This window comes from Planctomycetia bacterium (assembly GCA_021413845.1).
GTDB lineage: Bacteria > Planctomycetota > Planctomycetia > Pirellulales > PNKZ01 > PNKZ01.
The window spans coordinates 25,283-51,500 of record JAIOPP010000118.1; the positions used below are offsets into that span (position 1 = coordinate 25,283).

Consider the following 26,218-nt stretch of genomic DNA (forward strand, 5'->3'; position numbering starts at 1 on the left):
GTGCGCGCACGGGCGCAGTGGTTCGCTATCGAAACTTAGGTCGCAAACGGGCTCGATGACGCCGGCAGAGCGCAAACCACGGTTTCGGGTCGGTTTTGAGGCGTCTTGAGGGGGGCCATGTTGCCGAATCGCAACCGACGTCGCGGAGCGTAAACACAGGAAGGAGGTCGTGTTGCGGCGTCGAGCGTGGAACTCCACGACGGCCGGAATTCGTACCGTACTCGCTTGCGTATTGCGCCCCGTAACCGAGAGTTGCGAGAGACCGTATCGCCGGGATTTTTTTTCGTGACTGCATCCCGCGACCGAGTCGGAGAGAGCCGCTAAAGGCGGAGCGAATATGACGTCAGGCAAGCATGCGCTGTTGAGCGCTTATTTCCACGGCACGCGCCCTTATCGCGCCTGGCGAAACCGGTGCGACGAGACGCGGCGGCGCGCGCCGGTGATGATCTTGTTCTACCATCGCGTGGCCGACGATCGGGCCAACGCTTGGACATGCCCGACGGAACTGTTCGCCCGGCAGATGGCGTGGTTGAAGAAGAACGTCGACGTCGTCTCGCTGAGCGAGGCGCAGCAGCGCATCCGAAGCGGCAATCCGCGCCGGGCCGTGGCCGTGACGTTCGACGACGGCTATGCCGACAACAACGACTTCGCGCTGCCGCTCTTGGTGCGCGAGAATATCCCTTGCACCTACTTCGTGACGCTGCATCATGTGCGCTACGGCGTGCCGTTTCCGCATGATGTGCGCATGGGGAAGACTTTTCGACCCAACTCGCTCGATGACCTACGCGGCTGGTCGGAACGGGGAATCGAGATCGGCGCTCATACGCGCACGCACCCCGACATCGGCAAGATCGACGATCGAACGCGATTGTTCGACGAAGTGGTCGTCGCCGGCGAAGAGCTACAACAAGCGATCGGTCGGACGGTGCGACACTTCGCCTTTCCGTTCGGCATGCCTGCGAACATGCAGCCGCTGGCGTTCGAGATGGCCTACGAGGCGGGCTACGAAGGAGTTTGCTCGGCTTACGGCGCCTACAACTTCCCGGGAGACGATCCGTTTCACATGCAACGGATCCATGCCGACGACGACATGCTCCGCTTCCGCAACTGGCTCACCGTCGATCCGAGAAAGCGCAAAGTACCGCGCTACGACTACTCGGCGAGTGCCGTGCAAACTTGGAAGCCGACCGCACCGAACGGAATGACGAAGGCCTAACGCCGCCACGATGGAAGAACACCGAAGCGCAAAGCGGCTTCTCATCTGACCTCCGACCCCTGACCCCCGACCCCTCCGAGCCAGCCATGTTCCATCGTCGTCGCCGCTTGCTTCCGCTTTCCGAGCGTGGTCCGCTCAAGGTGCTGTTCGTCATCACGTCGATGCCGGTCGGCGGGGCCGAGACGTTGCTTGTGAATTTGGTGCGGCGCATGGATCGGAGCCGGTTTCTGCCGGAGCTCTGTTGCTTGAAGGAATTCGGCCCGCTCGGCGAGGTGCTCGCGCAAGAGATTCCCGCCGTAGAGAAACTGATTCGTCATAAGTACGACTATCAGGTCGTTGGGCGGTTGTCGAAGCTGATGGTCGAGCGGAAGATCGACGCGATTGTGACGGTCGGCACCGGGGGAGACAAAATGTTCTGGGGCCGCTTGGCTGCTTGGCGCGCCGGGGTTCCCGTCGTGTTGTCGGCCTTGCATTCGACGGGCTTGCCCGACCACGTCGAGTTGCCGAACCGCCTGCTCGAACCGATTACCGACGGTTTCATCGGCTGCGCCGTGCCTCATGGGGAGTATCTGGCGCAGCACGAAGGTTGCCCGAAGAAGAAGGTGTTCGTGATCCCCAACGGGGTCGACGTCGATCGGTTCCGGCCGTTGGAGCCGAGCGCCGAACTTCGGGCCGAGCTCGGTCTTGCGGCCGGCGCACCGACCGCGGCGATCGTCGCGGCCCTGCGGCCCGAGAAGAACCACGAATTGTTCCTCCGCGCCGCGGCATTCGTCCATGCACGCATTCCGAAAGCACAATTCCTGGTGATCGGCGATGGGGCCGCGCGGCCGACGCTCGAACGGATGGCGAGCGATTTCGGCATCGGTTCGGCAGTCCGATTCCTCGGCACGCGCCGCGACATCCCGGAACTCCTCGCACACACGAACCTGCTGGTTCTCAGCTCGCATATGGAAGCGAATCCGGTGTCGATCATGGAAGGCCTAGCGTGCGGCAAGCCGGTCGTGGCGACTCGCGTCGGCTCGATTCCCGAAACGGTTCACGAAGGGGTCAGCGGGTATCTCGTCGAGCCGGGAAACGTCGAAGAAATGGGCTCGCGGATCGAGCAGTTATTTCGGGATCCCGAGCTTTGCCGCCGTCTGGGAGAAGCCGGGCGAAAGCATATCCAAGCGAATTGGTCGCTGGATCAAATGGTGGGTGGTTACGAGAGACTTATCCAGTCTATCTATCTTGGCAAAACAGCTCGCACAGCACTGAAAATGTGCAACGCGTAAATCAGCCTCTCGGTAATCAAAACCCCTGAATTACCTACTTTGGATAAGGTCGGCAATCGATCGCGTTGGTCGCCTACCGCGCAAATTCCATTCGTGCAACAAAAAAAGTTATAATATCCAAATATCGCAGTTGCTTTATACCGTGCAGTCGTCACAATCACCCTTGTCTACTTACATTTACTAATGTCAAGTTGGCGAGAGTAGTTTTGACGAACTTCGATTTCCTTGGGCTCTGACCCAAGGGTCGCTCGGTAGGCACTTGATGGATCCTCTGCATCGCCCATTCTCGGACTTTCGCACCTCGCCGCCGCATGGAAATGCGCGCGTCGAGGCAGCGTCGTTCGATGCCGCGAATGCCGAAGCTCCTCCGGCCCATCATGCAGCCCAGCCGCTTTCCCAACGGATGATCGCAGGCCTGACGTTTCTGTTGCAGGCCCGAGAGTATGCCGACGACGTGCAAACCGACCATTGGGACTTCGCGCTCGAGCTGCGCGAACTCCGTTCGGTCGACCTCATCAATTCCGATCTCCGCTGGCTCGTGATGAAGGGCTATGTCGAGCATGCCCGCGAAACGACCTTGCCGGGCGAATCGCAACGGTCGTTCCGTCGCACCAAAGGACTCTCGTTTACGAAGCAGACGTGCTTCGTGCTGACGGACTCCGGCGTGGAAGCGGCGCATGCGTTGGGGGTGTTCGAAACGCAAATGGATCATGTGGCGGACGCAACTCCGCCGCAGGCCGAGCCGGCAGCGAAGAAGGTTGCGCCGCCGCCGGCAGCCGAACCTGCGCCGCGCGTGCTACCGCGCTGGGACGGTGACATGCAAGAGCTGCGCGTCAACGGCGTGATCGTGAAGCAGTTCAAAGTACCCGCGCCGAACCAAGAGATGATCCTGTCGGCCTTTCAAGAAGAGAACTGGCCGGTTCGGATCGACGATCCGTTGCCGCCGCATCCGGATCAAGATTCCAAGCGTCGGCTACACGATACGATCGTGAGCTTGAATCGGAACCATAAATCGCGTTTCATTCGCTTTATGGGAGACGGGACCGGCGAAGGAGTTCGTTGGACGCTCATAGCCGATGAGGCCGCAGCGCGCGTCGACGAGTAATCTTAAACCGTGACGCTCGCCAGCGATTGAAAATCGGGGTCGTGGCGCACGAGGTCGAAGTCGGATTCGCCGGCGATGAGGTCGCGGTAGTCCGGGTCGCGGCGCAGGGCCTCGCTGAGGCACTGGATGGCTTGTTCCTTATTGGGAAGCAGGCTCCAGTAGCACGCCAAGTTGTAGTGCAAGATCGCCAAAGAATGGTCGATCTCCAGGGCCTTCTGCATCGCGTCGATCGCCAAGTCGATCCGGCTGACGCGCTTATAGCACCAAGCCAGCGCGAGATAGATATCGATCTTGCTGGGGGCCTTATCGGCCGACGCCTGCAATGCTTCGATCGCTTCGGAGAACCGGCCTTGCGCTCGAAACGCTTCGCCGAGCAGATACAACTGCTTGCCGTGAAACGTACCGGGCTCGTCGATTTTGCCGAGCGTTTCGACGGCTAAATGAGGCAATCCGAGCTCGAGGTAACCCTCTGCTTCGCGGAGCAAGCGTTGGTAGCGAATTCGATTGAGCGACACGAACGATGTCCTTCTGCTCGATGCCTTCCTTCTCTCTCACTCCATTCTACACTCGATGCAAATCCCGCCAATGCGTCTCTCTCCGCTAATCCCCTTATCGACCGGACCACGCCGACGCATCAGGAGGAAATCGCGAGCATCGTACGAACGCGCTGCTTCGGCGCTAAGAGAAAACCGCGAGAAATTTACGAAGGCCTACTAACTGAATTCAAATACTTGCTTTGCGTGCAACTTCGCTTTCTCGATGAAGGATGCGTAAACCCGACGCGGTGGTTCGACGTCGCTAAGTGTCGTGTGGAAGTGTCGTGCTTGCAGCCTCGGTATCAGCTGTGATGCAAGAAGGATGCGAACAATATATCGAGCGAGGTTAAGTCGCGACCGGTTGCAGCGTTTCGCGATAGCGATCGGCCAAAGTCGCCGCCGGGGCTTCGAGATGCAACACCGGGGCAAACTCCAAGAACTCGTGGTCGACCGCTTCGAGCAGTTCTTCGGGCGACTGCCCGCATTCGCCTCCGATTCGGCGGTAGTAGTCGTCGAACTTCGCCCCTTGCGTCCAGACGCTATCGACCCCCGACGGTAGGAGAGAGGACAGCGCCACGATCGACGCGGCATTCGCACCCGGCGATTCTGCGACGAGCGTTTCGAGCATCGTGTGCCTGCGAATAAGATCGGCGAAGGTTGCCGGGAGGTTCCATTGCCCGACGAGCCGCGCGGCCGCTTCGCCGTGGTTCCAGCCGAACACCGCTTCTTCCAACTGCGCCAGTGCGAATCCGCGCTTGCAACGGGCCTCGATCAATACGCCGTATTCTTTCGGCAGCGCTTTCGCCAACAACGGGATCGCCATGTCTTGCAACAGCGCGGCGGCGAAGAGATCTTCCGCTTCTTTCAGCCCCAGCAACTTCGCGAAGGCCCGCGTGAACAAGCCGCGGCGCAGCGAATCTTGCCGTAAGCATTTCAAGTCGAAGGGGCCCGACTTCGGATTCGGCATCACGCTGAACACGGCGGTCCAGAGCACGAAGTTCTTGATGGCCCGCGCGCCGACGAGGCTGATCGCCAGCTTCACGCTGAGGATCTCGCGACCGAACGCGAAGTACGACGAGTTGATGAACTTCAACACCTGCGCTGCGAGAGCCGGGTCGGCTTCGATCGGCACCGCGTATTCGCCGGCTCCGTTGTCGGGATTCTTCGACAATTCCAAGAGCCGCATGGCGCTCTGCGGCAAGGCGGGCAACTGCTGCCCTTGCAGCAAGCGATCGAGATCCATCGGCTGTACGGGAGCTGACATGAGCGGCTTCTCCAAGTCGAGACCGACGGTGCGAGCGGCGGCAGGACGGCGATGACGTGACGACCGGCAGATGCATTCTCGTTTCACGATGGGTCGCATTGAAAACGTACGTCACGAGGGCTCGGCGAGCAAACTTGGCGTAAGAGTGCCAGACTCGGCCATCGTGCTGCGCAATTGTCGTGCTGCACAGGTGTTGCCGAAACGCCACGCGCTGTTGTCGTTTCACCGCAGCGGATGCCGACGCCAATCGCCCGAGCCGGCGCCTTTTTTCTATTAAGCCTCGCGGGAGCGGCGACTTACGAACAGCCGGCGCGAATCCACGCGCGGCGCGGCGCGAGCGTTGCAAAATGCTTGGCCCAGACCCTTCCGAAATCTCACGGCCTCGCCAAGGAACCGTCGTGCGTACCATCTGCGGCATTCTGCTCATCGCGGCGAGTCTTTACGGCGGCTGGTTTCTCGGCAAGCAACGTGCCGAAAGAGCCGAAGCCAACGCCGCGGCCGAGGCTCGCTCGCTCGCCGGCCGTGCGGATGGAAGCGAGATCGTCGCCGCGGCCGAAGCTTGGAAGCGCTACCGCGAGAAAGTCCGACTCGGAGTGAGTTGCGAAGGAGATTCCGGCCCGCACCCGCTCGTCGTCGCCGCGGCGCTCGGCGTCGTGGCTTGGTATGTGTTGCGCAATGGGATGAAGCAGCCTGTGCTGGGTGCTCGATGATCCGTGCTGCGAACGAGCCTGCATGGGCAGCTTAATCGTCGTGCAGCTTCCGTAGCCGGCCCGAGGTGCGCAAGATCCACTGCACGCGCTCGAACTCGTTGAGCCAGTCTTGAACGACCTCGGCTTGCTCCGATTCGCCGGGGAGCACGATTCCCGTCGGGCAGGATTCGCCCGAAAGCTTCGCGACCGCCTTGCGATACGCCGACAACGTCCGGTCGCCGTACATGCCGACTTGAAAATTGTCTTCGCTCACGAAGAGCAACACCGGCACCCGAGCGCCGCCGCAGACGCTCAATTTCTCGCCGAGGTCCGGGTTGTCGTCTCGATCGAAGTATTTGATGTTGATCGTCGACGTCGCTTGCGCGAAGTGATCAAAGATCGGGCACTGATTCACGCAGTCGCCGCACCATGCACCGGCGAAACAAAACACCTTCATCTCGCGCGTGAACGATCCGAGCAGCGCGCGTTGCGCGGGCGTGAGCTTGATCGCCGCATGCATCTTGGCCCAGCGATTCTGATGCTCAGCCGTGCCGTACTTCGTGAGGAAGGCGTCGTAGGAAAGACCGGATTCGAATTTGGTGGCGAGGTTCATGGGAGAAAGAGGGGTCAGAGGTCAGGGGTCGGGGGTCAGAGGGGGAAACGCAGAAGTCAGAATGCAAAATGCAAAAGTTCGGAGGTGGCAAGTGTTCGGCGGTTGGTCACGATCACGTCGGCCTCGGGTCGTCTCCAACTGACCACCGACCACTGATCACCGACCACTATTTCTTCTTCCCCTTCTGCTTTTCTTCCTTCATCATTCCCGCCGCGCGCCACATGTACCAGCTGGCGACTGAGCGGAAGGGGCGCCATTTCTCTCCGTGCTCGGTGAGGGCGGCGATCGTCGGGGGGGCTTCGAGGGCGTAAGTGTACATGAACCCTTGCCGTACGCCGAGGTCGGCCACCGGCAGGACGTCGGGCCGCCCGAGCGAGAACATCAATAACATCTCGGCCGACCAGACGCCGATGCCGCGCACCTGCGTCAGCCGTTCGACGATCTCTTCGTCGCTCATCGCGCGCAGCTTACGCGGGGTCGGCACCGTGCCGTCGAGCGTCTTCGCGGCAAGGTCGCGCACGGCCAGCACTTTATTTCCCGACAGGCCGGCCGCGCGGAGCGACTCCGTCGAGAGAAGCAGCAGCGCTTCCGGATCAGGCTTCTTCGTGGTGACGAACAGCGCATGGACCCGGCCGAGAATCGTCGCGGCGGCCTTGCCCGAAAGCTGCTGACTGACGATGGCCCGCAACAGCACCTCGAACGGGTCGATCGTCTTTGGCGGCTTCAGGGTAAACGGCCCGGCCGCGCGAATGATCGCCCCCAGATCTCGATCTCGCTTCCGCAAGTGGGCGATCGCTTCGTCGGGATCGTAGGTGAGCATGGGAGCGGCAAGGGGTCAGGGGTCGGAGGTCAGGAGAGAAAGCAGAAAGCAGAAGGAAGAGGGTAATGAGGACCACGAACATTAAAACCACGAACGAGGAACCACGAACCGTGAAACATTGCACACCGTGCAATATCCCGTATCCTATCGTTCTTGGGTCGATTGCGTCTATCGACCGTTTGATTTGGAATTGGTTTGCGATCTTTTGCCTCCCTCGCTTTCGGAAGCCCGCGCACTTATGAAATTCGCCATTTGCAACGAGACCTTTCAAGACATGCCGTTCGAGCAGGCGTTTGCCTTCGCGCGCGACTGCGGCTACACGGGAATCGAGATCGCGCCGTTTACGATGGCCCTCGATGCACGCGACATCTCGGCCGCGAAGCGTGTCGAAGTGCGCCGGCAAGCCGAAGCGGCCGGGCTCGACGTGATCGGCCTCCACTGGCTGCTCGCCAAGACGACCGGCTACTATCTCACGACACACGACGAAGCGGTGCGCCGCAAGACGAGCGACTATCTCATCGAGTTGGCCCGACTCTGTCGCGATCTCGGCGGCTCGTTGATGGTGTTCGGTTCGCCGCTGCAGCGCAACGTGCTGCCCGGCGTTTCGATGGAGCAAGCGCTGGGCTTCGCCGCCGAAACGATCGAGCGCGCCATGCCGACGCTCGAAGAGTTCGACGTGACGCTCGCCATCGAACCGCTCGGCCCCTCCGACGGCAACTTCCTGAACACGGCCGCCGAAGGAGTACGGCTCTGCGAAATGATCGGCTCGTCGCACTGTCGCCTGCACCTCGACTGCAAAGCGATGTCGAGCGAGGCGATCCCAATTCCTGATCTCGTCCGAAAATACCGTCGCGAGATGGTTCACTTCCACGCCAACGACCCAAACCTGCGCGGGCCCGGCATGGGAGCGCTCGACTTCGTGCCGATCTTCGAGGCGCTGGCCGAGATCGACTACCGGGGCTGGGTCTCGGTCGAAGTGTTCGACTACACGCTCGGGTCGGAACGGCTCGCGAAGGAAAGCATCGACTATATGCTCAGCACCGTCGATAAGGTCGGGGCGTAGGGGTCCTAGATGCGAGCTATATAGCCCACGTCGCGAAGCCTTCGGAAGAATCGAGCTTATCATAAGCTGCCATAAAGGCCTCGCTGCAATTCCGGCAACCATGTGGATGATTGGCATGCGTGTCGTTGCCGCACACAGGGCAGGCATTTTTGCCATTCAGGCAACCCGCACTGATTTGACCGTCGTTCAACGTGGCAAGCGCTATGATCGCGGTTTCATATTCGTCGACCCCGGCGAGAATATAGGACGCCTGCTTGGTGAATCGAACGCGCGTCAATTCACGCATCTCTACAAAAAGTGGCAAGCATTTCGACAGCAATTCAGCTCGAATCTTGCTCGATGAAATGGACATGTGCTGTCCAATAACCTTCACTGCTTCGCAAAGTGCAGACGCACGCAATATGTACTGCGCTTACGACAGGTCGAGCATTGCATCGTTCCCCGTACGCCAATCAAGCAGCGAAAGAAAAGCCCTACTTCGCCCCTTCGTTCGCCTTCATCTCGGCGAGGTGCTGAGCCGTGCCCACCAGCCGGTCCCAGTTGGCCCGGATGTAGTCCGGCGGGCCGCCGCTTTGCGCCACGGCGATCGCCACTTGCTCGGTCGGGACCATTTCGATCGCGTCCCACGGGCAGACCGTCAATTCGTACGGGTTCGTCTTCTTCTGCGGGATATGGACGCACACTTCGCAACCGACGCACCGCTCCAGGTCGATCTGGCACCAACTCTGCAGGTTGTGGAATTGGTCGTATTGCTGCAGTTTGATGATGCAGTCGACCGGACAGACCTCGAGACACGACTCGCAGCCGGTGCAATTGTCGGCATTGATGACGGCGAGTTCTTTCGGCAGCTTTTTACGAGGGCCCTGTTTGGCCATCGGCAAATTCCTTCGGTTCGGGCAGTGACACGTGTATGTCGCTTGGCAAAGCTATGCAGACGGTGAATCATAGGAAGAAATTGGCCGGAGTCCAACCAAGGATGCGGCGGAAATCCCCTAAATTCGCAAAGAGTTCGACTTTGCGAAAGCCGTTCCGAGCCTACTCGCTGCCTCCTCAAAAGAGCGGACTCAAAGCTTAGAATCTAACCAAAGCCGACTACAACCATTTATAGCCAAAGTCCACTATAATTTGCTATAATTCACTATAAGTTGTTATAAATTGCATCATGGATCCCATCAAAAATCCGTTTTCACCAGGTGCCGGAGCGCCGCCGCCAGAGTTGGTGGGGCGCGATCCTGTTTTGGCTGAAGCACGTATCTTGCTTGGCCGAGTCAGGCAGAAACGCCCTGAAAAAAGCATGCTACTGACGGGCCTGCGCGGGGTCGGTAAGACTGTTTTATTGAATGAGATCGAACGGTTAGCCCAAGCCGATGGCTATCGCACGATCGCCGTCGAAGCCCACGAAGAGAAGCCTCTGGGGTCGTTGATCGCACCCTACCTGAGGAAACTGCTATACGAACTCGATCGAATGGCCGGAGTCGGCGATAAAGTAAAACGCGGGCTCGCAGTCCTACGAAGTTTCGTCGGTGCCTTGAAGGTCACGGTCGACGACATGACCTATGGGCTGGATATCGATCCGGAGAAAGGAACCGCCGACAGCGGCGATCTGGAAATCGATCTTCCGAGTGTTTTCGTAGCGATCGGTGAAGCCGCGGAGAACCGTAGGACAGCCGTCGCGATTTTGATCGACGAAATTCAATATTTTAGTAGCAAGGAACTGGCCGCCATCATCATGGCGATGCACAAGATCCAGCAACAACAACTCCCGGTCGTTCTGCTCGGCGCTGGGTTGCCGATCTTGCCGGGACTTGCGGGCGATGCCAAGTCATACGCGGAGCGTCTGTTCTCCTTTCCCGACATCGGTGCGCTGTCGGAGAACGATTCTGCAAGAGCATTGCGCGAACCGGCACAGGCTGCCGGGGTCGTATTCGAGCAGACGGCACTCGATGAAGTTTATCGACTCACGAAAGGCTATCCGTACTTCGTGCAGGAATGGGGCTACCAATCATGGAACTCGGCTCCAGCCAGTCCCATCACGGTCGATGTCGTTCGTAACGCTACGGCAGCTGTGATTCCTCGACTAGATAAAAACTTTTTTCGGGTACGGTTCGACCGACTCACGCCTGGAGAAAAGAATTATCTACGCGCAATGGCGGAACTCGGCTCCGGGCCGCAGCGAACGGCAGACATTGCCGAGAAGTTGAACGTAAAAGTGACAAGTCTGGGGCCGGTGCGAGCCAAGCTCATTCAAAAAGGAATGGTCTATAGCCCTGCTCATGGTGATATGGCATTTACGGTTCCGCTCTTCGATGAATTCATGATTCGAGCAATTCCCGATTTTCAGCGATAAGTCCGTTTTAGTCAGCGTTACCAGGGAACTTCATGATGGCGACAAACAAATCAGCGAACCGGACGAAAACCGAGAAAAAAGCGAAAGCCCCGAAGCTTGTCGTAAGCGGTGAGCCGCGCGTCGCGACGGTGCGCCCCATCGCCGAAAGCGAAGCGTCGGGCCGGGTCGCCGAAATCTTCGCCGACATCAAGCGAACGAAGAACATCAACTTCGTGCCGAACATGTGGCGCGTGCTGGCCGTGAATCCGCTGGAGTTGGAATTGGTTTGGACGAGTTTGAAGCGGCTCATGCATCCGGAAGCCGAAGGACGCAAGGGGCTGCTCGATCCGCAGACGCGCGAGATTATCGCGCTGGCGGTGTCGGCCACGAACGGCTGCGCTTATTGCGTCAACTCGCACACGACTGCGCTTCGCAAACTCGGCCTCTCGACCGAAGCGCTCGGCGAAGTGCTGGCGATCACCGGCCTGTTCAACATGACGAACTCACTGGCCGAAGGCTTCCAAATCGAGCCGGACGTGCTGCCGCCGCTGTGAAAGTCAGAAGTCGGAATGCAGAAGGCAAAAGTACGGAGGCGTGTTGTGCGGCGACGATCGGTTTGATCGTGAGCCTATTTCCGTCGTTTTGCATTTTGCATTTCTACTTCTGACTTTCCGCAAAGGGCGCACGCCCTTCATAGTTTCCCGGCGGGTCGTAGTTGCAAACGATCACGGTCCAGCCTTTGAACTCGCCGACCTGCACGACCGCTTTCCCCGCGCCGATCTTCGTCGTCTTGCTCCAAACCAGTTGCGTGTAATGGCCGGCCTTGAATTCGGCGAAGTCGGTGGGAATCGGCATTCCGGCGACGTAGTCTTTCTTTTCGGCATACCAACCTTGTGCGCCGTCGGCCGGGCCGTAGTCGGGCGAATTGCCGATCGCTAAATTTTCCCCATAGATCTGCTTCGCCGCTTGGGGCTCAAGCGGCGCGGTTTCCGACGTGGCGACGTCGTACGGCCGATGTTCGAACTTACCGGTCGCTGCGATGTGGTCGGCCCATTGCTGCGCGAACGCCGCGACCTCGGGCGACCACCGGACCGGCCCGACGCCGACCTCTTTCCGCGCGGCATCGTGAAACGCAACGAGCGTTTGCGACTCGGCAGCCGAGAGCCGCGAGGGGGGAAGCACGACAGGCGCGCCCGTTGCGGCCGGGGCGACAGGTTCTTGCGCCACGGCCGACGTCGCCACGATGAGCATCGCCGCGAGAAATGCATCGGCAAGGAACAGCGCGAGCGTAGGAATAGAACGCATGAGTCGCTCCCGCTGCGTGAATGAAAATCGGCGGTCAATTACTCTACGCAACCGGTGCGCCGATGGCTCGCGCGAGCCCGCAATTTGGGTTTTGCGTTTTGCATTTCTTCCCCCAGAGCGGTACGATAAAACGCGAATGTGTTGTGGGGCGAGCGCAAGTCGTTGGCCCGGTTGATTTTCAAGAGACAACCCGAATCGTCGGCTGCAGGCCGTTTGGTGCTCCCTTCCTTGCGAACGGACGCCAATGGCGCCGGGCGGGAACGAATTCGGCCCTTTTTCGTTACGGAGATGTGCTTCGCTATGACCCAGATCGAACAAGCCCGCGCCGGCGTCGTGACCCCGGAAATGGAATTCGTGGCGAAGCGCGAAGAGCTTGAACCGGAATTGGTGCGCGACGAAGTGGCGCGCGGCCGGATGGTCATTCCGGCCAACAAAGTGCATCTCACGAAGAATCTCGAACCGATGGCGATCGGCGTGGCCGCGCGCTGCAAGATCAACGCCAACATCGGCAATTCGGCCGTGACGAGCGATATCGCTTCGGAACTCGAAAAGCTCCACACGGCCGTGCATTACGGCAGCGACACCGTCATGGATCTTTCGACCGGCAAGAACATCGACGTGATTCGCGCCGCGATCATCGACAGCTCTCCCGTGCCGATCGGCACCGTGCCGATCTACCAAATGCTCGAAGAGCTCGGCGGCAACATCGAAGACATGCGCCCCCAGCACTTCCTCGACATGTGCGAGCATCAGGCGAAGCAAGGGGTCGACTACATGACGGTCCATGCCGGACTCCTCTACGAACATCTGCACCTCACGACCAAGCGCGTGACGGGCATCGTCAGCCGCGGCGGATCGCTCATCGCGAAGTGGATGATGACGCATCGGAAGCAGAACCCGCTTTATGAATCGTTCGAGGATCTCTGCGACATCTTCAAGCAATACGACGTCACATGGAGCCTCGGCGACGGCTTGCGTCCCGGCAGTATTGCCGATGCCAGCGACGAAGCGCAATTCGCCGAGCTCGACGTGCTCGGCGAGCTTACCGAGCGCGGCTGGAAGAAGGGGACGCAAGTCATGGTCGAAGGGCCGGGCCATGTGCCGATGGACCAGATCGACATGAACGTGAAGCGCCAGATGAAGGTTTGCAAAGAGGCGCCGTTCTACGTCCTCGGCCCGTTGACGACCGACATCGCTCCCGGCTACGACCACATCACCAGCGCGATCGGCGCGGCCTTGGCCGGCTGGAGCGGCGCGGCGATGCTCTGCTACGTGACGCCGAAAGAACACCTCGGCCTGCCGGATCGTGAAGACGTCAAGCAAGGGGTGATCGCGTACAAGATCGCGGCCCACGCGGCCGATCTCGCGCGACATCGCAAAGGTTGCCGCGAGCGCGACGACGCGCTGAGCCGTGCCCGCTTCACGTTCGATTGGAACGAACAGTTCCGCTTGTCGCTCGATCCGGAAACGGCCCGCCGGATGCACGACGAAACCCTGCCGCAAGAGACCTTCAAGAGCGCGCATTTCTGCAGCATGTGCGGGCCGAAATACTGCTCGATGAAGATCACGGAAGATATCCGGAAGATGGCAGTGGCGGGGGACCTGAGCGTGAAGGAAGAGGCGGCAGGGAAGAATTTGTTGACGCTGAATGCGGGGTCGTAACAGCAATGTTGCGTGTCGCAAAAATTTTGCCTATCCAGCAATGTTGATTTCAGGCTTCGTCGTGTAGGTGAACACGCGGAACGGGCCGCGCGAGCGAGCCGTGCCGGTGAACGAAGCGGTAATGCGATCGGCTTCGCTTCGCAGTTCGCCGATCGCGAGATCGCTCGACGAGACGACTTGGCAGCAGGGATGTTCGCCGTCGGCACCCGCTTCGACCGCCGACAGCGCACGGCAGCGGGCATGCAACAGATGGATCATGCCGATGGCGGCGTTTCGCTCTTTGGTTGATGCCGAGCCTGCGTCATCGTCTCGCGAGGCCGTGAGAAACGCCTGCACCGCCGACTGCACCGAAGCATCGCCGGGCGAGACCTCATGCACCGTCGTCTGACACGGCCAAGAGTCTTGCGGCGAAGGATCTTCGACGCGCACGGCCAAGTATTGCACCGGCCGGCGATGGACAAGCTCGTAGCGCCGCGCGCACGACGCGAGTGCGAGATTCTGGCTCCGGACATGCACGATCTGGTCGCCGCCGCGGCGATAGTCGAGCGGCAACGACTCCAATAGTTTTCGATCGAGCAGTTCATCGTAAGCGGAGCCTTCTCCCTTGAGATCGGCCCCGAGCCCGCGCACGACGATCGCCGCAAACCGAACCTCGGCCGGCAAATCGAGCTCTTCATTCAATTGCCGAATCAGCGGAGCGCCGGGCATGAGCGACGTGGCCCGAGTGCCGAGCCAATCGCCGAGATGCGTCGCGAGATCGGAGCCGAGATGCGGCGTGCCGATCGTGATCAGGCTGCGCACATCGCCGGCATAGCGAATGCCCGGCAGCGCGCTTTGCAAATACGTTCTCGCCACAATCCCGCCGGCGCTATGCGCCACGATCTGCGCGCTCGGGCGACCGGTCGCTCGACGAAGTTCCTTCAAGCACTCCGCCAACTCGAGCGCTTTGATGCCGAGCCCGTCGATACGAGCCGAATCCGAGAACTCCAAGACGAAGAGATTCGGTTGCGTTGAGGCGTTATCTGTCGTCGCCGCTGCGAGAGCCTCGGGAAGTTCCATGCGCCCTTTCTTGGTAGTCACCGTGCCGCCGTAGCGATAGCCTTCGCGCACCAGCGCGCCGAGCATGCCGGTGTAAGTCGGCGACTCGCCTGAGCTTTCGGAACTCGCCGCGATCCGTTCGCCCCAAATCGGCAGCGGATTCGCAAGATCGTAAGTCATCCCGCCGACGAGCAGCACGAACGGCTGCAGTGGCGAAGAGTTCTGCTTCCCGTCGGGCTCATCGGCCGATGCCGTGTTCGGCATCGCGTTCCCTATGAAGAGAATCTCGACGAGAACGACCGAGATCACCGCCAGCTTCATGCAAGCAGAGGACATGACGCGACACCTAAGTGAGAGGCAGTGCGCACCGCAGCCGTTGATCGTAAGGCTCGCACCACGATTTCGCAATCATCCTCACCACTTCGACGGAAACGCCGCCGAAACACGCTGCTAGCTCCGGCGGTGCCACTCTAAGCCGGCGGGAAGATCATCCGCGGCGAATTCAAAATGCACCACACGGCGATGCCCCGGCACGCGCGCCGGCGACGAAGCATGCACGAGCAGCGGACGGAACGCAAGGATCGCCCCTCGGGCAGCGAGGCACTCGACCGCAGGGTGCTGCACTTTCCACGCTTCGATCTCATCCGCAGTGAGTCGGCCATGGAGATGACTGCCGGGAAGCACACGCACCGGGCCGTTGTCGACATGGCAGTCGTCGAGATGCACACGCACGGCGAGCATCCGCGTGAGCACTTCGACCGGCGGCTGCACATGCACGATCCCTTCCTTAACCGACCAGGGGCCGAAGTCGGCCACGTCGACGCGGTGCTGCACCGTGATCGTGAGGTCTTGATGCCACGCGACTTTCCAATTGGCCCGCTCGGTCTTATCGAACAGCAACGCGCGAGCCACGAAGCACCTCGGGCCAAGCACGGACTCCGCCACGCGCCGCACGCTCGGATGAATCGCCAAAGTCCGGATCCCGGCCGAGATCGCCAATGGATCACGCATGCCGCCGCGCCGCTTCGCTTCGACCACGGCCGTTTCAGCGATGATTTCGTCCAACAAATCAGGCTCGATGATCGCGGGAGTCGTTGCCCAGCCGTGCTGATCGATCTGTTGTCTAAGCGTATCGAGATTAGAAGTGTCGGCCGGCATGGCGTAATTTAATTCCTGCGCTCCGATATACCGCTTCGGAGATATTCCGCGATCATTTCATTCGGTTCTTTGCCTTCGTAAAAAACATCGGTTCCGTCACGAAGCCAAATAACTCGCAGCGGTTTCCGTGGGCTTCTCTCCGCCAAAGTTTTAAGATTGCCGGAATCAGCTGTCCAATCGACTTCGACACGAGCGCGCAACTCTTCAAACGTCCATGGGCGGCCTTCCTTCGTAGTGAGTTCTTCGAAGTCGTCCTGAAGATCGCTCCAGTCTTTAGGCCAAACAAGATCGTTCGCATCGAGATGATGGATCACAAGATCGGCGACCCACCACACGGCGTAGGCATCTCCTACTATCGACTTCACACGATGGTAGGCATACCACACACCGCCGGCCAACACCGCCACGATTGCGATCGCGATGAGGTAGCGTCGATTCATGAGTTACGCCGCCAAGCGCGTGTCGGCGAGTTCCGTGTCGCGTTGTAAATGCTTTGCGCCGAGGATCCAGAACACGCCGGAAAAGAGAATCGCGACGCTTACGGCGGCGAATCCGTAGTTCATGTTGCCGTCGTTGCGGCCGTTGATCCAGCCGATGAGCAGCGGCGAGATCGCATCACCGAGCGCGTGAATGACGAAGATGTTGAACGCGAAGGCCGAAGCCCGCACCGCCGGATGCACGACGTTGGCGAGAATCGTGTTCGAGGGACCGGTGTTGAAGAACAAGCAGAACTCGGCCAAGAAGATGAGCCCCCAGGCATAGGGAAACGGCGTCACTAACACCGCGAGAAACAACGGCCAACCCAACAACATGCCGATGCCCGAGACGAGAAAGTAGGAGCCGGAGTAGCGCGTGCGGAGCTTATCGCCGACGTAGCCGCCGAGCAGCGTGGCGGTGAGTCCGGCGACGGCCGTGATCGCGCCGAACGTGAAGCTCACGCTCCCGAGGTCGCCGCCGTTGCGGAAGCGATGCACGTAGTCGGGCATCCAATACGAGATGCCGCCGACGGCGAACGTCATCATCGTCATCCCGAGCGTGTTCAGCAGATACGACGGAGTCTTAAGGAAGACGAGATAGTCGGCCAATTTGGCCGCACGTTTCGGCGCAGTCGCTTGAGCGCCGCCGCGCGACGGCTCGCGCATGAACAACGCCCAGACGCCCAGCAAGATGCCCGGCACGACGGACAGATAGAACGCCCAGCGCCAGTGAGAATGCTCGGCCATGAGGCCGCCGAAGGTGTAGCCCAAAGCGCTGCCGACGGGAATCGCGACGTAGAACCAAGCCAGCACGCTGCCGCGCCGCTCGACGGGATAAAGGTCGGCGATGATCGTCGGCGCGGCGGGCCCATACGCCGCTTCGCCGATGCCGACGAAGATGCGCGTGACGAGCAACATCGTAAACGTCTGAGCAAGGCCCGACGCTCCGGACGCGAGGCTCCACACGATCACGCCGCCGGCCACGATCAACCAGCGCGACATCCGATCGGCCATCCAGCCGAAGATCGGCGAGGCGATCATGTAAGAGATCATGAACGCGAGCGCAAGCGAGCCGAGTTCGGCGTCGGCATGTTCGCCGCCGTTGGGAAAAAACTCCGCACGGAGTTTCGGGATGACCGCCGCGAGCACGTAGCGGTCGACGTAGTTCATCAGGTTGATGAGCAACAACAACGCGACGGCGAAGCGCGGATTCGGGCCGCCGGCCGAGAGCTTAATGGGGGACGATGGTGCGACTGGCGACACGGTGATGCTCCGACGACGTGGCAGACTCAAACCGCGAAAGCAGACGGCTACGGTTGTCGCATGTTTGCCGCCGGCGAGAAAGAGGAGCCTGTCGCGAGGGGCATAGGAGCAATCCCGCAGGCCGCGAAATTGCGAGCGCCGCGTTAGCTGCGCGGGCGGGTGAGCATGTCGACGCCGATGATCTGGTTCAGGCTGCCGCTGCGGAAACCTTCGAGATCGAGCGTGATGAACTTGAAGCCGAGGGTGCGCAAATGCTCGACGAGGTCGCGCCGCAGTTGCGGTTCGGCGAGTCGGGCGATCGCTTCGGCCGGGACTTCGAGCCGCGCCAAGTCTCCCTTATGGTAGCGCACGCGCAGCTCGCGCAGACCGACGCTGCGCAGATATTGCTCGGCGCGGTCGATCATCGCGGTTCGCTCCGGCGTGACCTCTTCGCCGTACGCAATCCGGCTGCTGAGGCACGGCGAGGCCGGTTTGTCCCACACCGGAAGTTGCCAATGCGCGGCGAGCGCGCGAACGTCGGCCTTCGTCAACCCGCATTCGATCAACGGGCTCAACACCCGATGTTCGCGGGCCGCGGTCATGCCGGGCCGGTAATCGCCCCGGTCGTCTAGGTTGGCACCGTTGACGACGATCGCGTCCGGGAACATCGCGACGAGCTCCTCGAGCCGCGTGTAGAGTTCGGTCTTGCAGTGGTAACAGCGGTCGGGCCCATTGGCGAGGTAGGCCGGCTGGTCGAACTCGCGCGTCGCGACGATCTCGTGGCGAATGCCGATCCGCTCGGCCAAGCGCCGGGCCTCTTCGAGCTCGCCGGCGGCGAGGCTCGAGCTGTTGCCGGTGACGGCCGTGGCCGCTTCGCCGAGCGCGAGACGGGCCGCTTGCGCGACGACCGTGCTATCGACGCCCCCCGAGAAGGCGACCACGCACCGGCCGAGGCCGGCCATAAACGAAACCAGCCGATCGCACTTCGCCGCAACCTCTTGAGGAAGGTCGGTGGAAGCAAGATCGGCCGGTTTCAGTTCTTCGAGCATGACTACTTCAGAGCGAAAAAAATCCTCCACCGTAATGCCGTGGCGACGCGGTTTTCGAGAGCCCGTTTAACCGTAGAAACGGTGGGCACACCGGTCCTCGGGTTGTGTGATCCGTCCGCTTGATCCGGAAACTCCGAAGAGCCCGGGCGTCGGCTATACACGCGGCCGAGAACGTTCTTCAGGCACCCAACGGACTTATTATAGGCTCCCCGGAAAATGAGGCGACTCAGCACGAACATGGCAGAGGACAGGGGAATGGTAGTGGAACGCCGGGATAAAGGCAAGGAAACGTGCTACTACGTGCGCACTTCCGGATGGATCCATGGTGCGCGGTAGGGGCGGCGTAGGCGTTCGTTGGCTTTTTCGTCGCCGCGGATGTTTCCTGCTGCGATGTCCCAGTGGAGCGTGCGGCCGAGGTCGGACGAGAGATTGGCGAGGATGCAGCTGGCGGTCGAGATGTGGCCTTGCTCGATGTCGGCGACCGGCTTGCCGCGCGTGTCGATCGCTTGCAGCCAATCGCGCATGTGGCCGCGAATCGCCGGCGCGACTTGCTTCTCCAAGTCCTTCTCGTCGCGGTCTTCGGGATACTTATCCAGCTCCATCACGACGTCGCGATGGATCGGGTCTCCCTTGTTCGGAATGAAATCGTAGCTGTTCACGCTGGCCTTCAGCGTTCCCTGATCGCCGTAGAGGGTCGCGCCCCAAGGATATTGCGGATCGGGCGCGCTCCCCCAAGTGCGATGTTGCCACACTACCTCGACGTCGCCGAAGTCGAACACGGCCGATTGCGTATCGCTGATGTTCGCCTTGCTTTGCTTGTCGACTAAGATGCCGCCGCTCGAACTCACCGACTTCGGCCAGCCGAGGTCGAGCATCCAGCGCACCGTGTCGAGCATATGGATACACATATCGCCGACGATGCCGTTGCCGTATTCCTGGAAGTAGCGCCAACGACGCGGATGTACGAGGCTGTTGAACGGCCGCATTGGGGCCGGACCGGTCCACATCTCGTAATCGAGATTCGCCGGCGGAGCGCTGTCGGGCACGCTCTGATTCGAGCGCATGTGATAGTAGCAGTAAATCTCGACGAGCCCGACTTTGCCGAGCTTGCCCGGCCGCACGATTTGGTCGCGAGCTTCGATCAGGTGCGGTGTGCTGCGGCGCTGCGTGCCGACTTGCACGACCCGGCCCGTGCGCCGCGCGGCGGCGAGCATCGCTTGCCCTTCGACGATATCGACGCTGATCGGCTTCTGCACGTAGACATCGGCCCCGGCCTCGACCGCCGCGATCATCGGCAGCGCGTGCCAATGGTCGGGCGTGGCGATCAGCACCATCTCGGCGTCTTTCTCCGCCAGCAGTTCACGATAGTCGGCATGCGTGCGCGGGCGCTTCTTCGAGACCTGTCGCGCGGCGACGATGTCCGCGGCTTCGGCGAGCATTTTCGAATCGACATCGCACATCGCCACGACTTCGACCGGCTCGATCTGCAAGAGCCGCAACAGATCGCACTTGCCGTACCAGCCGCAACCGATGAGGGCGACCCGACGGGGCTTGCGCTCCCGAGCGACATCGGCATGCGCGAGCGAAGAGAGGGCGGAGAACGAAGTGAGCGAAGTCAGCGGCGCCGCAGCGCCGGCCTGAAGAAACGTGCGACGATCCATATTCGAGTCCTGAGCGTGGGGGTGCGAAATGCGGAAGGACACGAGGATCGTAAAGGACGGCGAAGGCCAAGGCAAGAAAACGGGCCGGCGCTCGCGAGGCGAATCGCTAAACGAAGAACGTAATAAACGAAGCGAGTCCGCTCGACTTCGTGTTTCCACGCGCCGAGCGGACTCGCCGTATTTCGCTTCGCCGCCGCTTAAGCCGGCGACTATTCCGGATTGCTGGCCGCGTTGTTGCCGCCGTCGCGGATGAGAGGTTCCATCGTCTTCGTGTTGCGTTCGACGGCGAGCACCACGGTTCGTTGTTCCAAGCCGTTGGCGCTGGCGGCCACGGCCGGAATCACTTGCCGAGCGTTCGGCATGCTGTAGCGCACCGTGAACGTGCCGTCGGGCCGAAGCTTGATCGGCTCGTTTTGCAACGTCACTTTCGCATCCGGATCGGTCTTGCCGAACACGATCAACTCGGCGTCGATCTCGAAATGGAACGGACGTCGGCCGCCGAGGAGGCCATCGACGCCGGGACCGAAGCGCGAGATCAGCGACGAGCCCATCGGGCGGCGCAACCGCTCTTCGAACACTTCTTGCAGCTCGACGCTGCCGTTGCCGTCGCCGTCGGCACCGCCGCTTTGAGCGTAGATCCGCTCGAAGTCGGAAGCGATGTCGCTCCAGTTTTGATCGATGTCGTCTTTGCTGCCGGCGCGCGGCGTCGTCACGACGTTGCTGCGGGCCAGCACATAGAACCGGCCGCTCGTCGTGAGGTAGCCGATGTCGACGCGGTAGCTCTTCGGCGGATCGGGAACATCGACATACCAATTGTTGACGCCGCCGTGGATCTCAATATCGCGCAGGGGAGTTTCCACGGCGCTGGTCGTGCCGCCGTCGGTCGCTTCGACGAGACGGAGGATCGGCTTCACGGTGTGCCACTCTTGGGCGAGGGCTGCTTGAGCCCGTTCGACGCCGTTGCGGGACAGCTCCCAATGGACTTGAAGCCAGTAGGGGTCGCGCACCATGACGACGAGGCGGTCTTTAATGACCTTCGGAATGCCGCGACCGTTTTTGCCGGCCGCCATTTGCACCGAGAGGTACGCCAAGTCTTTCTTGATCGTCGAGGCCGTACGAATGACGCCGAGCTTCTAGGCGCCTTCCGAAGGGGGCTGCGGAGCCGGTGCCGGACGACGCGGGGCAGGCGCGGGGCGAGCGATGGCGGGGCGCGTCACGTGAGCCGTCGTGGAAGCCGCGGTCTTAGCGTTCGGCTGCGAGGCCGCAGGCTTCGAGGTCGCGATCGGTCGGCCGGCGACGGGGGCTCGCGAGGCGACGCCGTTCTGCACGTTCGTCGTGTGCGTTGCGCCGTTGGTGGAAGAACCGTTGCGAGCCGAGCCGTTGGCAGCGATGCCGGAAGTGCCGTTCGTGCGTGCGGCGGGGGCTTGCGCCGGCTGCAGGGGCTTGCTCGCGGCAGCCGTTCGCAAGGGTGTGGTTCGCGAAGGCGACGTGCGTGAAGTCGATGTTCGCGACTGCGTTGCCGTCGAGCGAACCGCGGTCTGCGCCTTCGACTTGTTGGCCTTTAGGCGAACTGCTTTGAGCAGCGCCTTGATCAGTTGGTCTTTGCGCATCGAATGCCAGCCGGGGACACGGCGATTCTTCGCCATTTCGGCTAGGTCTTTGGCGCTATAGCTATTGAGAGTTTCGGCGGTCATCAGGCGGCGTCTCCCGACCAGGGGCTCCGCACACTCCGTAGCCGGAGTACGTGCGCAAGCCGATGCCATGAATTACGTCGTCCCTGACCGTCCGACGGAGATGCCGTACCACGCCGACTGTCCTAGTCGGTCGCAGTCGAACCGAGCGAAGGTTGGGGAAACCTTGACGCGCGATTCCAAGACAAGTCCGTTTATGCCGAGTTTCAAACCGCGAGCCGACAGAGGATGCCGGTCGCAATCCGAAGTGCATCACTTCCCTCGTAGGCGGGACTCCTCGCGACGTCGGGCTAGTGCCCTGTCGCGACAAGCACGAGAGAGGAAAGAAAAGCAGTTTTCCGAGTTTAACCGAAACTGTGCCCGGTTGCAATCTGCGACCGCTCTAAAGCGGTAGTTTTCGTGAAGGAACCGTGACAGGCCTATCCCATTCGTGACAAAAGAGTTAGTCGAGTTTTTGCGATCTGTTTGCCGGAACGACAGGGTCTTACAAATCGGCAATTTTTACCTTGGAAACACTCTCTCAAAATGAATTCGTACCGCGCGAACGATTTCCATAAACCATTGTCTTTACTTGTGTTACAGATTACAAAAAACTTTGTGAAAAAAAACACGATGTATCGTTGACACTGCCCAAACCCTCCGATAGATTAACCACCTTAACGAATCGTTGCCTGCTCGCTCTCCGCGCGTCTTCGGACGGAGTTTTCCCAGACTTTCGGGCTAACTCCTTTCCAGGATGATGCTGGAATCAGACTTCTGAATGCGACCGGCCATCAATGCGTTAGCGCTGGTTGTCGCTCCGAGTAAAGCAGTCGCGAAAGCGAGTTGTCTATGGCGGATCGACCTTCAGAGTCACCCGGTTCGCGATCGCCGATTGCCGAAGCCATGCAATGGGTGTCGCGGATCACGACCGTGGCCTTGATGACGGTCTTGCCGATCTTGGGGGGCCAATGGCTCGATGGTCGGCTGGCGACGAGTTATTGGAGCCCGATCGGTTTAGTCGTCGGTTTGGTTCTCGGGGCTTGGCAGTTGATGCTCTTGGTGCGGTCTGCCGAGAAGAGCGCTGCTCGGAACAGCGCCGCTAAGAAAAGTGAGAATGCCGCACGGAAGCTCTGGGGATCGAAGGTAGTGAAGCCTGCGGACTCGCCTCGTGCGACCTCGGCGTCGACGGCCGAGATCGCCAGGGAGATCGATGCGGTACTAGATCAAGAAAAGCGAACGTCCGATCGCGAGCCTTAGCCGGTTTGCTGGGGTCGTTAGAGATAGAAACAGTCTGCGTTAGATACGTCAGTAAGATGGTGGGAGCGAACGTGAACCCCTTGATGGACCGATACACCGCATTCGTCACACGGCAATCGCTCGTGTCGCGCTGCGCGCTGGTAATCGGCGTCGTTGCGGTGGTGTTGGCGATTGCCGCGCCGATCGCCTATGGGGAACACGGCGCGGTCGGCGCTCAAGCGACGTTTCTGGCCGCGGCCGTTTGTCTTTGCGGTACCATCTCGGCCGTGATCCTGGCTTCGATTCATAGCGTCACGCCGAACGCCGTGGGTTGGATTCTCGCCGGAGACGGCATCGCAATGGCCTTGCCGCTCACTACCGTAACCTTGGTTTCACAGCGTGGCGGTCCGCTCGCCGAGGCCGGGCTGCTGAACTGGATCGTCCTGTTTTTCCTCGTCTCCTTGACGACGAAGACGCTCTTAATCGCGCCGCTGGCCCAACTAGCGAAACGTGCGGCAACCGCGACGACAACGAAGGTGGGAGCGTAGCGCCATGGCCGACCCGATTCTCCACATCAAAGACAGTTACTACTTCGAAGTGCCGAAGGTGCTGTGGCCCGCGCATTACAAGAGCATCGACGAACTGCCGCCGCATCTCGATTTCTTGAAGCATGATGCCGTAGCGCACCACGCCACGATCGCCGACGTCAATCACGAATTGTCGGGCAAGATCGTCATTCCGCAGCCGTTCGGCAAATTGTCGAGTTTCTACTCTGCGGAATCCGGCTTCTGTATCTCGAAGTTCATGATCATCGAGTTGGCGATCGCCGCTCTGATCGTGTTCATCTTCACGAAATTGGCTCCCAAGGTCGCCTCGGGCCTCGCGCCCAAGGGCTTCTTCTGGAACATGTTCGAGGCGTCGCTCCTGTTCATTCGCGACGGCATCGCTCGGCCCGCGATCGACAGCCACGACGAACACGACCACACCTCACACGCTCCGCACGATCAAGAACAAGAAGACTACGGCGTCGGCCATATCCACGGCGCCGTGCATAAGCACGACGGCGATCGGTTCTTGCCGATTCTCTGGACGATGTTCTTCTTCGTTTTGCTCTGCAATCTCGGCGGCATGCTCCCTTGGGTCGGTGCGCCGACCGGATCGTTCAGCGTCACGCTGGCCCTCGCCTGCTGCACGTTCGCCACGACGTTGATCGCCGGCATAATCAAGTTCGGCCCCATCGGTTTCTGGAAGAATCAGGTTCCGACGATGGATCTGCCGACCCCGATCGCCATTTTCCTGAAGCCGATGATTTTCGCGATCGAACTGCTCGGGCTCGTCATCAAGCATGGCGTGTTGGCGATTCGGTTGCTTGCCAATATGGTCGCCGGGCACTTGGTGTTGCTGTCGATCCTCGGCCTGATCGTCATCGCGGCCGAAGCCAACGCTTCCACCGCGATTTACGGCACGGTGTCGTTTGCCGGGATCGTCGGTTCGACGTTGCTCAGTTGCTTGGAATTATTCGTCTGCTTCCTGCAGGCGTATGTGTTTACGTTTCTTTCCGCTTTGTTTATCGGCGCTGCGGTGCATCAACACTAACATTAGGCCGATTCTCGTACGTCCGCCGTCGGGCCTGAGTTGTTGTCGGTTCGCCGCATCCCGTTAATCCCTTACAGTTCGCTTTTTTTGATCTCAGTTAGGAGTCTTATCCGTGAACAAGCTCGCTCAGTTCGTGCTCGCATCCGTTATCGTCTTGGCATTCTCGGCCGCTCCGGCCATGGCCCAAGCCCCTGCCGCTCCGGCCGGTGCCGCCGTCGTCACCACCGCTCCGGTTCCGTTGATCAGCTTCAGCGCCGCGTTCGGTGCCGGTCTGGTTACGCTCGGTGCCGCGTTGGGCATCGGTAAGCTCGCCTCGAGCGCTTACGAGAGCATGGCCCGTCAACCGGAAGTGGCCGGCAACATTCAAACGGCGATGATCATCGCGGCCGCGCTCATCGAAGGTTTCACCTTCTTCGCGTTGGTCGTCTGCTTGAACAGCGTCGGCAAGTAGTTTCTCCGACGTATCGAACGCTTCTTCGTCTTCCTTGGCTTCCCGGGAATATGGGTACCGCCGTGATGCTTTTGCTGAGAACTAACGTAGCGGCGCTGCTTGCGGCGATCGCCTGCATCGTTGCCGTTCCGACGGTCGCAACGGCGGCTCCGGCCGCTGCGGCGGACGCGCATGATGCCCACGGCGACCATGCTCACCTCGGGCATGGCGATGCCAACGTCGATCCGGGCGAGATTAAGAAGGACATGGCGATCTTCACCGCCGCCGTGTTCTTTCTGCTCGTCGTGATCTTGCGTAAGTTCGCTTGGGGCCCGATCGCTTCCGGTTTGGAAGCGCGCGAGCACCACATCGCCGAGCACATCACGGGAGCGGAGCGAGCCAATCGCGAAGCGAAGGCGATGCTCGCGGAGTATCAAAAGAAGCTGGAAGCGGCCCATTTGGAAGTGCGCGGTATTCTCGACGAAGCTCGTCGCGATGCCGAACACACCAAGCAAGAGATCGTCGCCGCGGCTCGCGCCGAAGCGGCGGCCGAAATGGATCGCGGGAAGCGCGAAGTGCAGACGGCGATGGATCAAGCCCTGAAGCACCTCACCGAAACGTCCGCCGAACAGGCCGTGTATCTGGCCGGCAAGGTGCTGCAACAACAGTTGAAGCCCGCCGACCATGCCCGACTGATCGACGAAGCGATGGCGAAGTTTCCCAAGAGCACGGCCCAGTTGAATTAACTTCGGGTAAATAGTTTCGCGAGGCCCGTCTTCGCGAACTAGT

The 26,218-nt window shown here is 60.5% G+C and carries 28 protein-coding genes; 13 read left to right on the top strand and 15 right to left on the bottom strand.

The features are described 5' to 3' along the window. Positions 1 to 337: 337 nt before the first annotated feature. The 3 genes from K8U03_21055 to K8U03_21065 all read left to right on the top strand — a co-directional run bounded on the left by K8U03_21055 (position 338) and on the right by K8U03_21065 (position 3,592). Complete coding sequence (locus tag K8U03_21055; protein ID MCE9607382.1) at positions 338 to 1,216, top strand: polysaccharide deacetylase family protein; 879 nt, start codon at positions 338 to 340, stop codon at positions 1,214 to 1,216. A gap of 86 nt (positions 1,217 to 1,302) precedes the next feature. Further along, positions 1,303 to 2,487, top strand: coding sequence for a glycosyltransferase (locus K8U03_21060; GenBank protein MCE9607383.1), 1,185 nt, complete (start codon positions 1,303 to 1,305; stop codon positions 2,485 to 2,487). Between the two features lie 262 nt (positions 2,488 to 2,749). Further along, positions 2,750 to 3,592 (top strand): hypothetical protein, encoded by an 843-nt coding sequence (locus tag K8U03_21065; protein ID MCE9607384.1) that lies wholly within the window; start codon positions 2,750 to 2,752, stop codon positions 3,590 to 3,592. A 2-nt stretch (positions 3,593 to 3,594) separates the two neighbouring features. Here the strand turns inward: K8U03_21065 and K8U03_21070 are convergent, their stop codons facing one another. Both K8U03_21070 and K8U03_21075 read right to left on the bottom strand, forming a co-directional pair. After that, on the bottom strand, positions 3,595 to 4,107 hold the full coding sequence (locus K8U03_21070; GenBank protein ID MCE9607385.1) for a tetratricopeptide repeat protein: 513 nt from the start codon (positions 4,105 to 4,107) through the stop codon (positions 3,595 to 3,597). A 367-nt stretch (positions 4,108 to 4,474) separates the two neighbouring features. After that, a complete protein-coding gene (locus tag K8U03_21075) occupies positions 4,475 to 5,392 on the bottom strand; it encodes an HDOD domain-containing protein (protein ID MCE9607386.1) in 918 nt (305 codons plus the stop codon). A 398-nt stretch (positions 5,393 to 5,790) separates the two neighbouring features. On the opposite strand from K8U03_21075, the gene K8U03_21080 reads away from it, so the two are divergent. Beyond that, positions 5,791 to 6,102 carry a hypothetical protein gene (locus K8U03_21080; GenBank protein ID MCE9607387.1) on the top strand — a complete coding sequence of 104 codons (312 nt, stop codon included), beginning with the start codon at positions 5,791 to 5,793 and terminating at the stop codon, positions 6,100 to 6,102. A 31-nt stretch (positions 6,103 to 6,133) separates the two neighbouring features. Here K8U03_21080 and K8U03_21085 read toward each other — a convergent pair whose 3' ends face one another. Together K8U03_21085 and K8U03_21090 are read right to left on the bottom strand one after the other, a co-directional pair. Further along, the gene (locus tag K8U03_21085; GenBank protein MCE9607388.1) at positions 6,134 to 6,694 is read right to left on the bottom strand and encodes a thioredoxin family protein; all 561 of its coding nucleotides are present in this window, start codon (positions 6,692 to 6,694) and stop codon (positions 6,134 to 6,136) included. 166 nt (positions 6,695 to 6,860) lie between these two features. Further along, entirely contained in the window at positions 6,861 to 7,514 is a 654-nt protein-coding gene (locus tag K8U03_21090; protein MCE9607389.1) for a DNA-3-methyladenine glycosylase, read from the bottom strand. 238 nt (positions 7,515 to 7,752) lie between these two features. Here K8U03_21090 and K8U03_21095 point away from each other — a divergent pair, with 238 nt between their 5' ends. Then, complete coding sequence (locus tag K8U03_21095) at positions 7,753 to 8,577, top strand: sugar phosphate isomerase/epimerase (GenBank protein ID MCE9607390.1); 825 nt, start codon at positions 7,753 to 7,755, stop codon at positions 8,575 to 8,577. Positions 8,578 to 8,593: 16 nt separating this feature from the next. On the opposite strand, the gene K8U03_21100 is transcribed toward K8U03_21095, so the two are convergent. Beyond that, the gene (locus tag K8U03_21100) at positions 8,594 to 8,980 is read right to left on the bottom strand and encodes a hypothetical protein (GenBank protein MCE9607391.1); all 387 of its coding nucleotides are present in this window, start codon (positions 8,978 to 8,980) and stop codon (positions 8,594 to 8,596) included. 70 nt (positions 8,981 to 9,050) lie between these two features. Further along, on the bottom strand, positions 9,051 to 9,452 hold the full coding sequence (locus K8U03_21105; GenBank protein MCE9607392.1) for a 4Fe-4S binding protein: 402 nt from the start codon (positions 9,450 to 9,452) through the stop codon (positions 9,051 to 9,053). A 287-nt stretch (positions 9,453 to 9,739) separates the two neighbouring features. On the opposite strand from K8U03_21105, the gene K8U03_21110 reads away from it, so the two are divergent. Together K8U03_21110 and K8U03_21115 are read left to right on the top strand one after the other, a co-directional pair. Continuing rightward, entirely contained in the window at positions 9,740 to 10,924 is a 1,185-nt protein-coding gene (locus K8U03_21110; protein ID MCE9607393.1) for an AAA family ATPase, read from the top strand. A 35-nt stretch (positions 10,925 to 10,959) separates the two neighbouring features. Beyond that, on the top strand, positions 10,960 to 11,457 hold the full coding sequence (locus K8U03_21115) for a carboxymuconolactone decarboxylase family protein (GenBank protein ID MCE9607394.1): 498 nt from the start codon (positions 10,960 to 10,962) through the stop codon (positions 11,455 to 11,457). Positions 11,458 to 11,560: 103 nt separating this feature from the next. Here K8U03_21115 and K8U03_21120 read toward each other — a convergent pair whose 3' ends face one another. Next, entirely contained in the window at positions 11,561 to 12,208 is a 648-nt protein-coding gene (locus K8U03_21120) for a hypothetical protein (GenBank protein ID MCE9607395.1), read from the bottom strand. A gap of 300 nt (positions 12,209 to 12,508) precedes the next feature. Here K8U03_21120 and thiC point away from each other — a divergent pair, with 300 nt between their 5' ends. Further along, the gene (thiC, locus tag K8U03_21125) at positions 12,509 to 13,870 is read left to right on the top strand and encodes a phosphomethylpyrimidine synthase ThiC (protein ID MCE9607396.1); all 1,362 of its coding nucleotides are present in this window, start codon (positions 12,509 to 12,511) and stop codon (positions 13,868 to 13,870) included. Positions 13,871 to 13,900: 30 nt separating this feature from the next. Here the strand turns inward: thiC and K8U03_21130 are convergent, their stop codons facing one another. From K8U03_21130 to K8U03_21165, 8 genes are all read right to left on the bottom strand, one after another. Further along, positions 13,901 to 15,244: a hypothetical protein gene (locus K8U03_21130; protein ID MCE9607397.1), complete on the bottom strand. Its 1,344-nt coding sequence runs from the start codon at positions 15,242 to 15,244 to the stop codon at positions 13,901 to 13,903. A gap of 114 nt (positions 15,245 to 15,358) precedes the next feature. Further along, positions 15,359 to 15,919 (bottom strand): phytanoyl-CoA dioxygenase family protein, encoded by a 561-nt coding sequence (locus K8U03_21135; GenBank protein MCE9607398.1) that lies wholly within the window; start codon positions 15,917 to 15,919, stop codon positions 15,359 to 15,361. 155 nt (positions 15,920 to 16,074) lie between these two features. Then, positions 16,075 to 16,473: a hypothetical protein gene (locus K8U03_21140; protein ID MCE9607399.1), complete on the bottom strand. Its 399-nt coding sequence runs from the start codon at positions 16,471 to 16,473 to the stop codon at positions 16,075 to 16,077. A 36-nt stretch (positions 16,474 to 16,509) separates the two neighbouring features. Next, entirely contained in the window at positions 16,510 to 17,712 is a 1,203-nt protein-coding gene (locus K8U03_21145; protein MCE9607400.1) for an MFS transporter, read from the bottom strand. 236 nt (positions 17,713 to 17,948) lie between these two features. Beyond that, on the bottom strand, positions 17,949 to 18,833 hold the full coding sequence (gene larE, locus K8U03_21150) for an ATP-dependent sacrificial sulfur transferase LarE (protein MCE9607401.1): 885 nt from the start codon (positions 18,831 to 18,833) through the stop codon (positions 17,949 to 17,951). 296 nt (positions 18,834 to 19,129) lie between these two features. Beyond that, positions 19,130 to 20,494, bottom strand: a complete 1,365-nt coding sequence (locus tag K8U03_21155; protein ID MCE9607402.1) for a Gfo/Idh/MocA family oxidoreductase — start codon at positions 20,492 to 20,494, stop codon at positions 19,130 to 19,132. A gap of 209 nt (positions 20,495 to 20,703) precedes the next feature. Further along, positions 20,704 to 21,564 carry a DUF4912 domain-containing protein gene (locus K8U03_21160; GenBank protein MCE9607403.1) on the bottom strand — a complete coding sequence of 287 codons (861 nt, stop codon included), beginning with the start codon at positions 21,562 to 21,564 and terminating at the stop codon, positions 20,704 to 20,706. A 63-nt stretch (positions 21,565 to 21,627) separates the two neighbouring features. Further along, a complete protein-coding gene (locus K8U03_21165) occupies positions 21,628 to 22,188 on the bottom strand; it encodes a Rho termination factor N-terminal domain-containing protein (protein ID MCE9607404.1) in 561 nt (186 codons plus the stop codon). An 882-nt stretch (positions 22,189 to 23,070) separates the two neighbouring features. On the opposite strand from K8U03_21165, the gene K8U03_21170 reads away from it, so the two are divergent. From K8U03_21170 to atpF, 5 genes are all read left to right on the top strand, one after another. Next, on the top strand, positions 23,071 to 23,424 hold the full coding sequence (locus K8U03_21170) for an AtpZ/AtpI family protein (GenBank protein MCE9607405.1): 354 nt from the start codon (positions 23,071 to 23,073) through the stop codon (positions 23,422 to 23,424). A 71-nt stretch (positions 23,425 to 23,495) separates the two neighbouring features. Beyond that, entirely contained in the window at positions 23,496 to 23,951 is a 456-nt protein-coding gene (locus tag K8U03_21175; protein MCE9607406.1) for a hypothetical protein, read from the top strand. Between the two features lie 4 nt (positions 23,952 to 23,955). Beyond that, the gene (gene atpB / locus K8U03_21180) at positions 23,956 to 24,999 is read left to right on the top strand and encodes a F0F1 ATP synthase subunit A (GenBank protein ID MCE9607407.1); all 1,044 of its coding nucleotides are present in this window, start codon (positions 23,956 to 23,958) and stop codon (positions 24,997 to 24,999) included. Between the two features lie 178 nt (positions 25,000 to 25,177). Continuing rightward, positions 25,178 to 25,450 carry an ATP synthase F0 subunit C gene (gene atpE, locus K8U03_21185; GenBank protein MCE9607408.1) on the top strand — a complete coding sequence of 91 codons (273 nt, stop codon included), beginning with the start codon at positions 25,178 to 25,180 and terminating at the stop codon, positions 25,448 to 25,450. Between the two features lie 50 nt (positions 25,451 to 25,500). Then, entirely contained in the window at positions 25,501 to 26,175 is a 675-nt protein-coding gene (gene atpF / locus K8U03_21190; GenBank protein ID MCE9607409.1) for a F0F1 ATP synthase subunit B, read from the top strand. Positions 26,176 to 26,218: the final 43 nt, after the last annotated feature.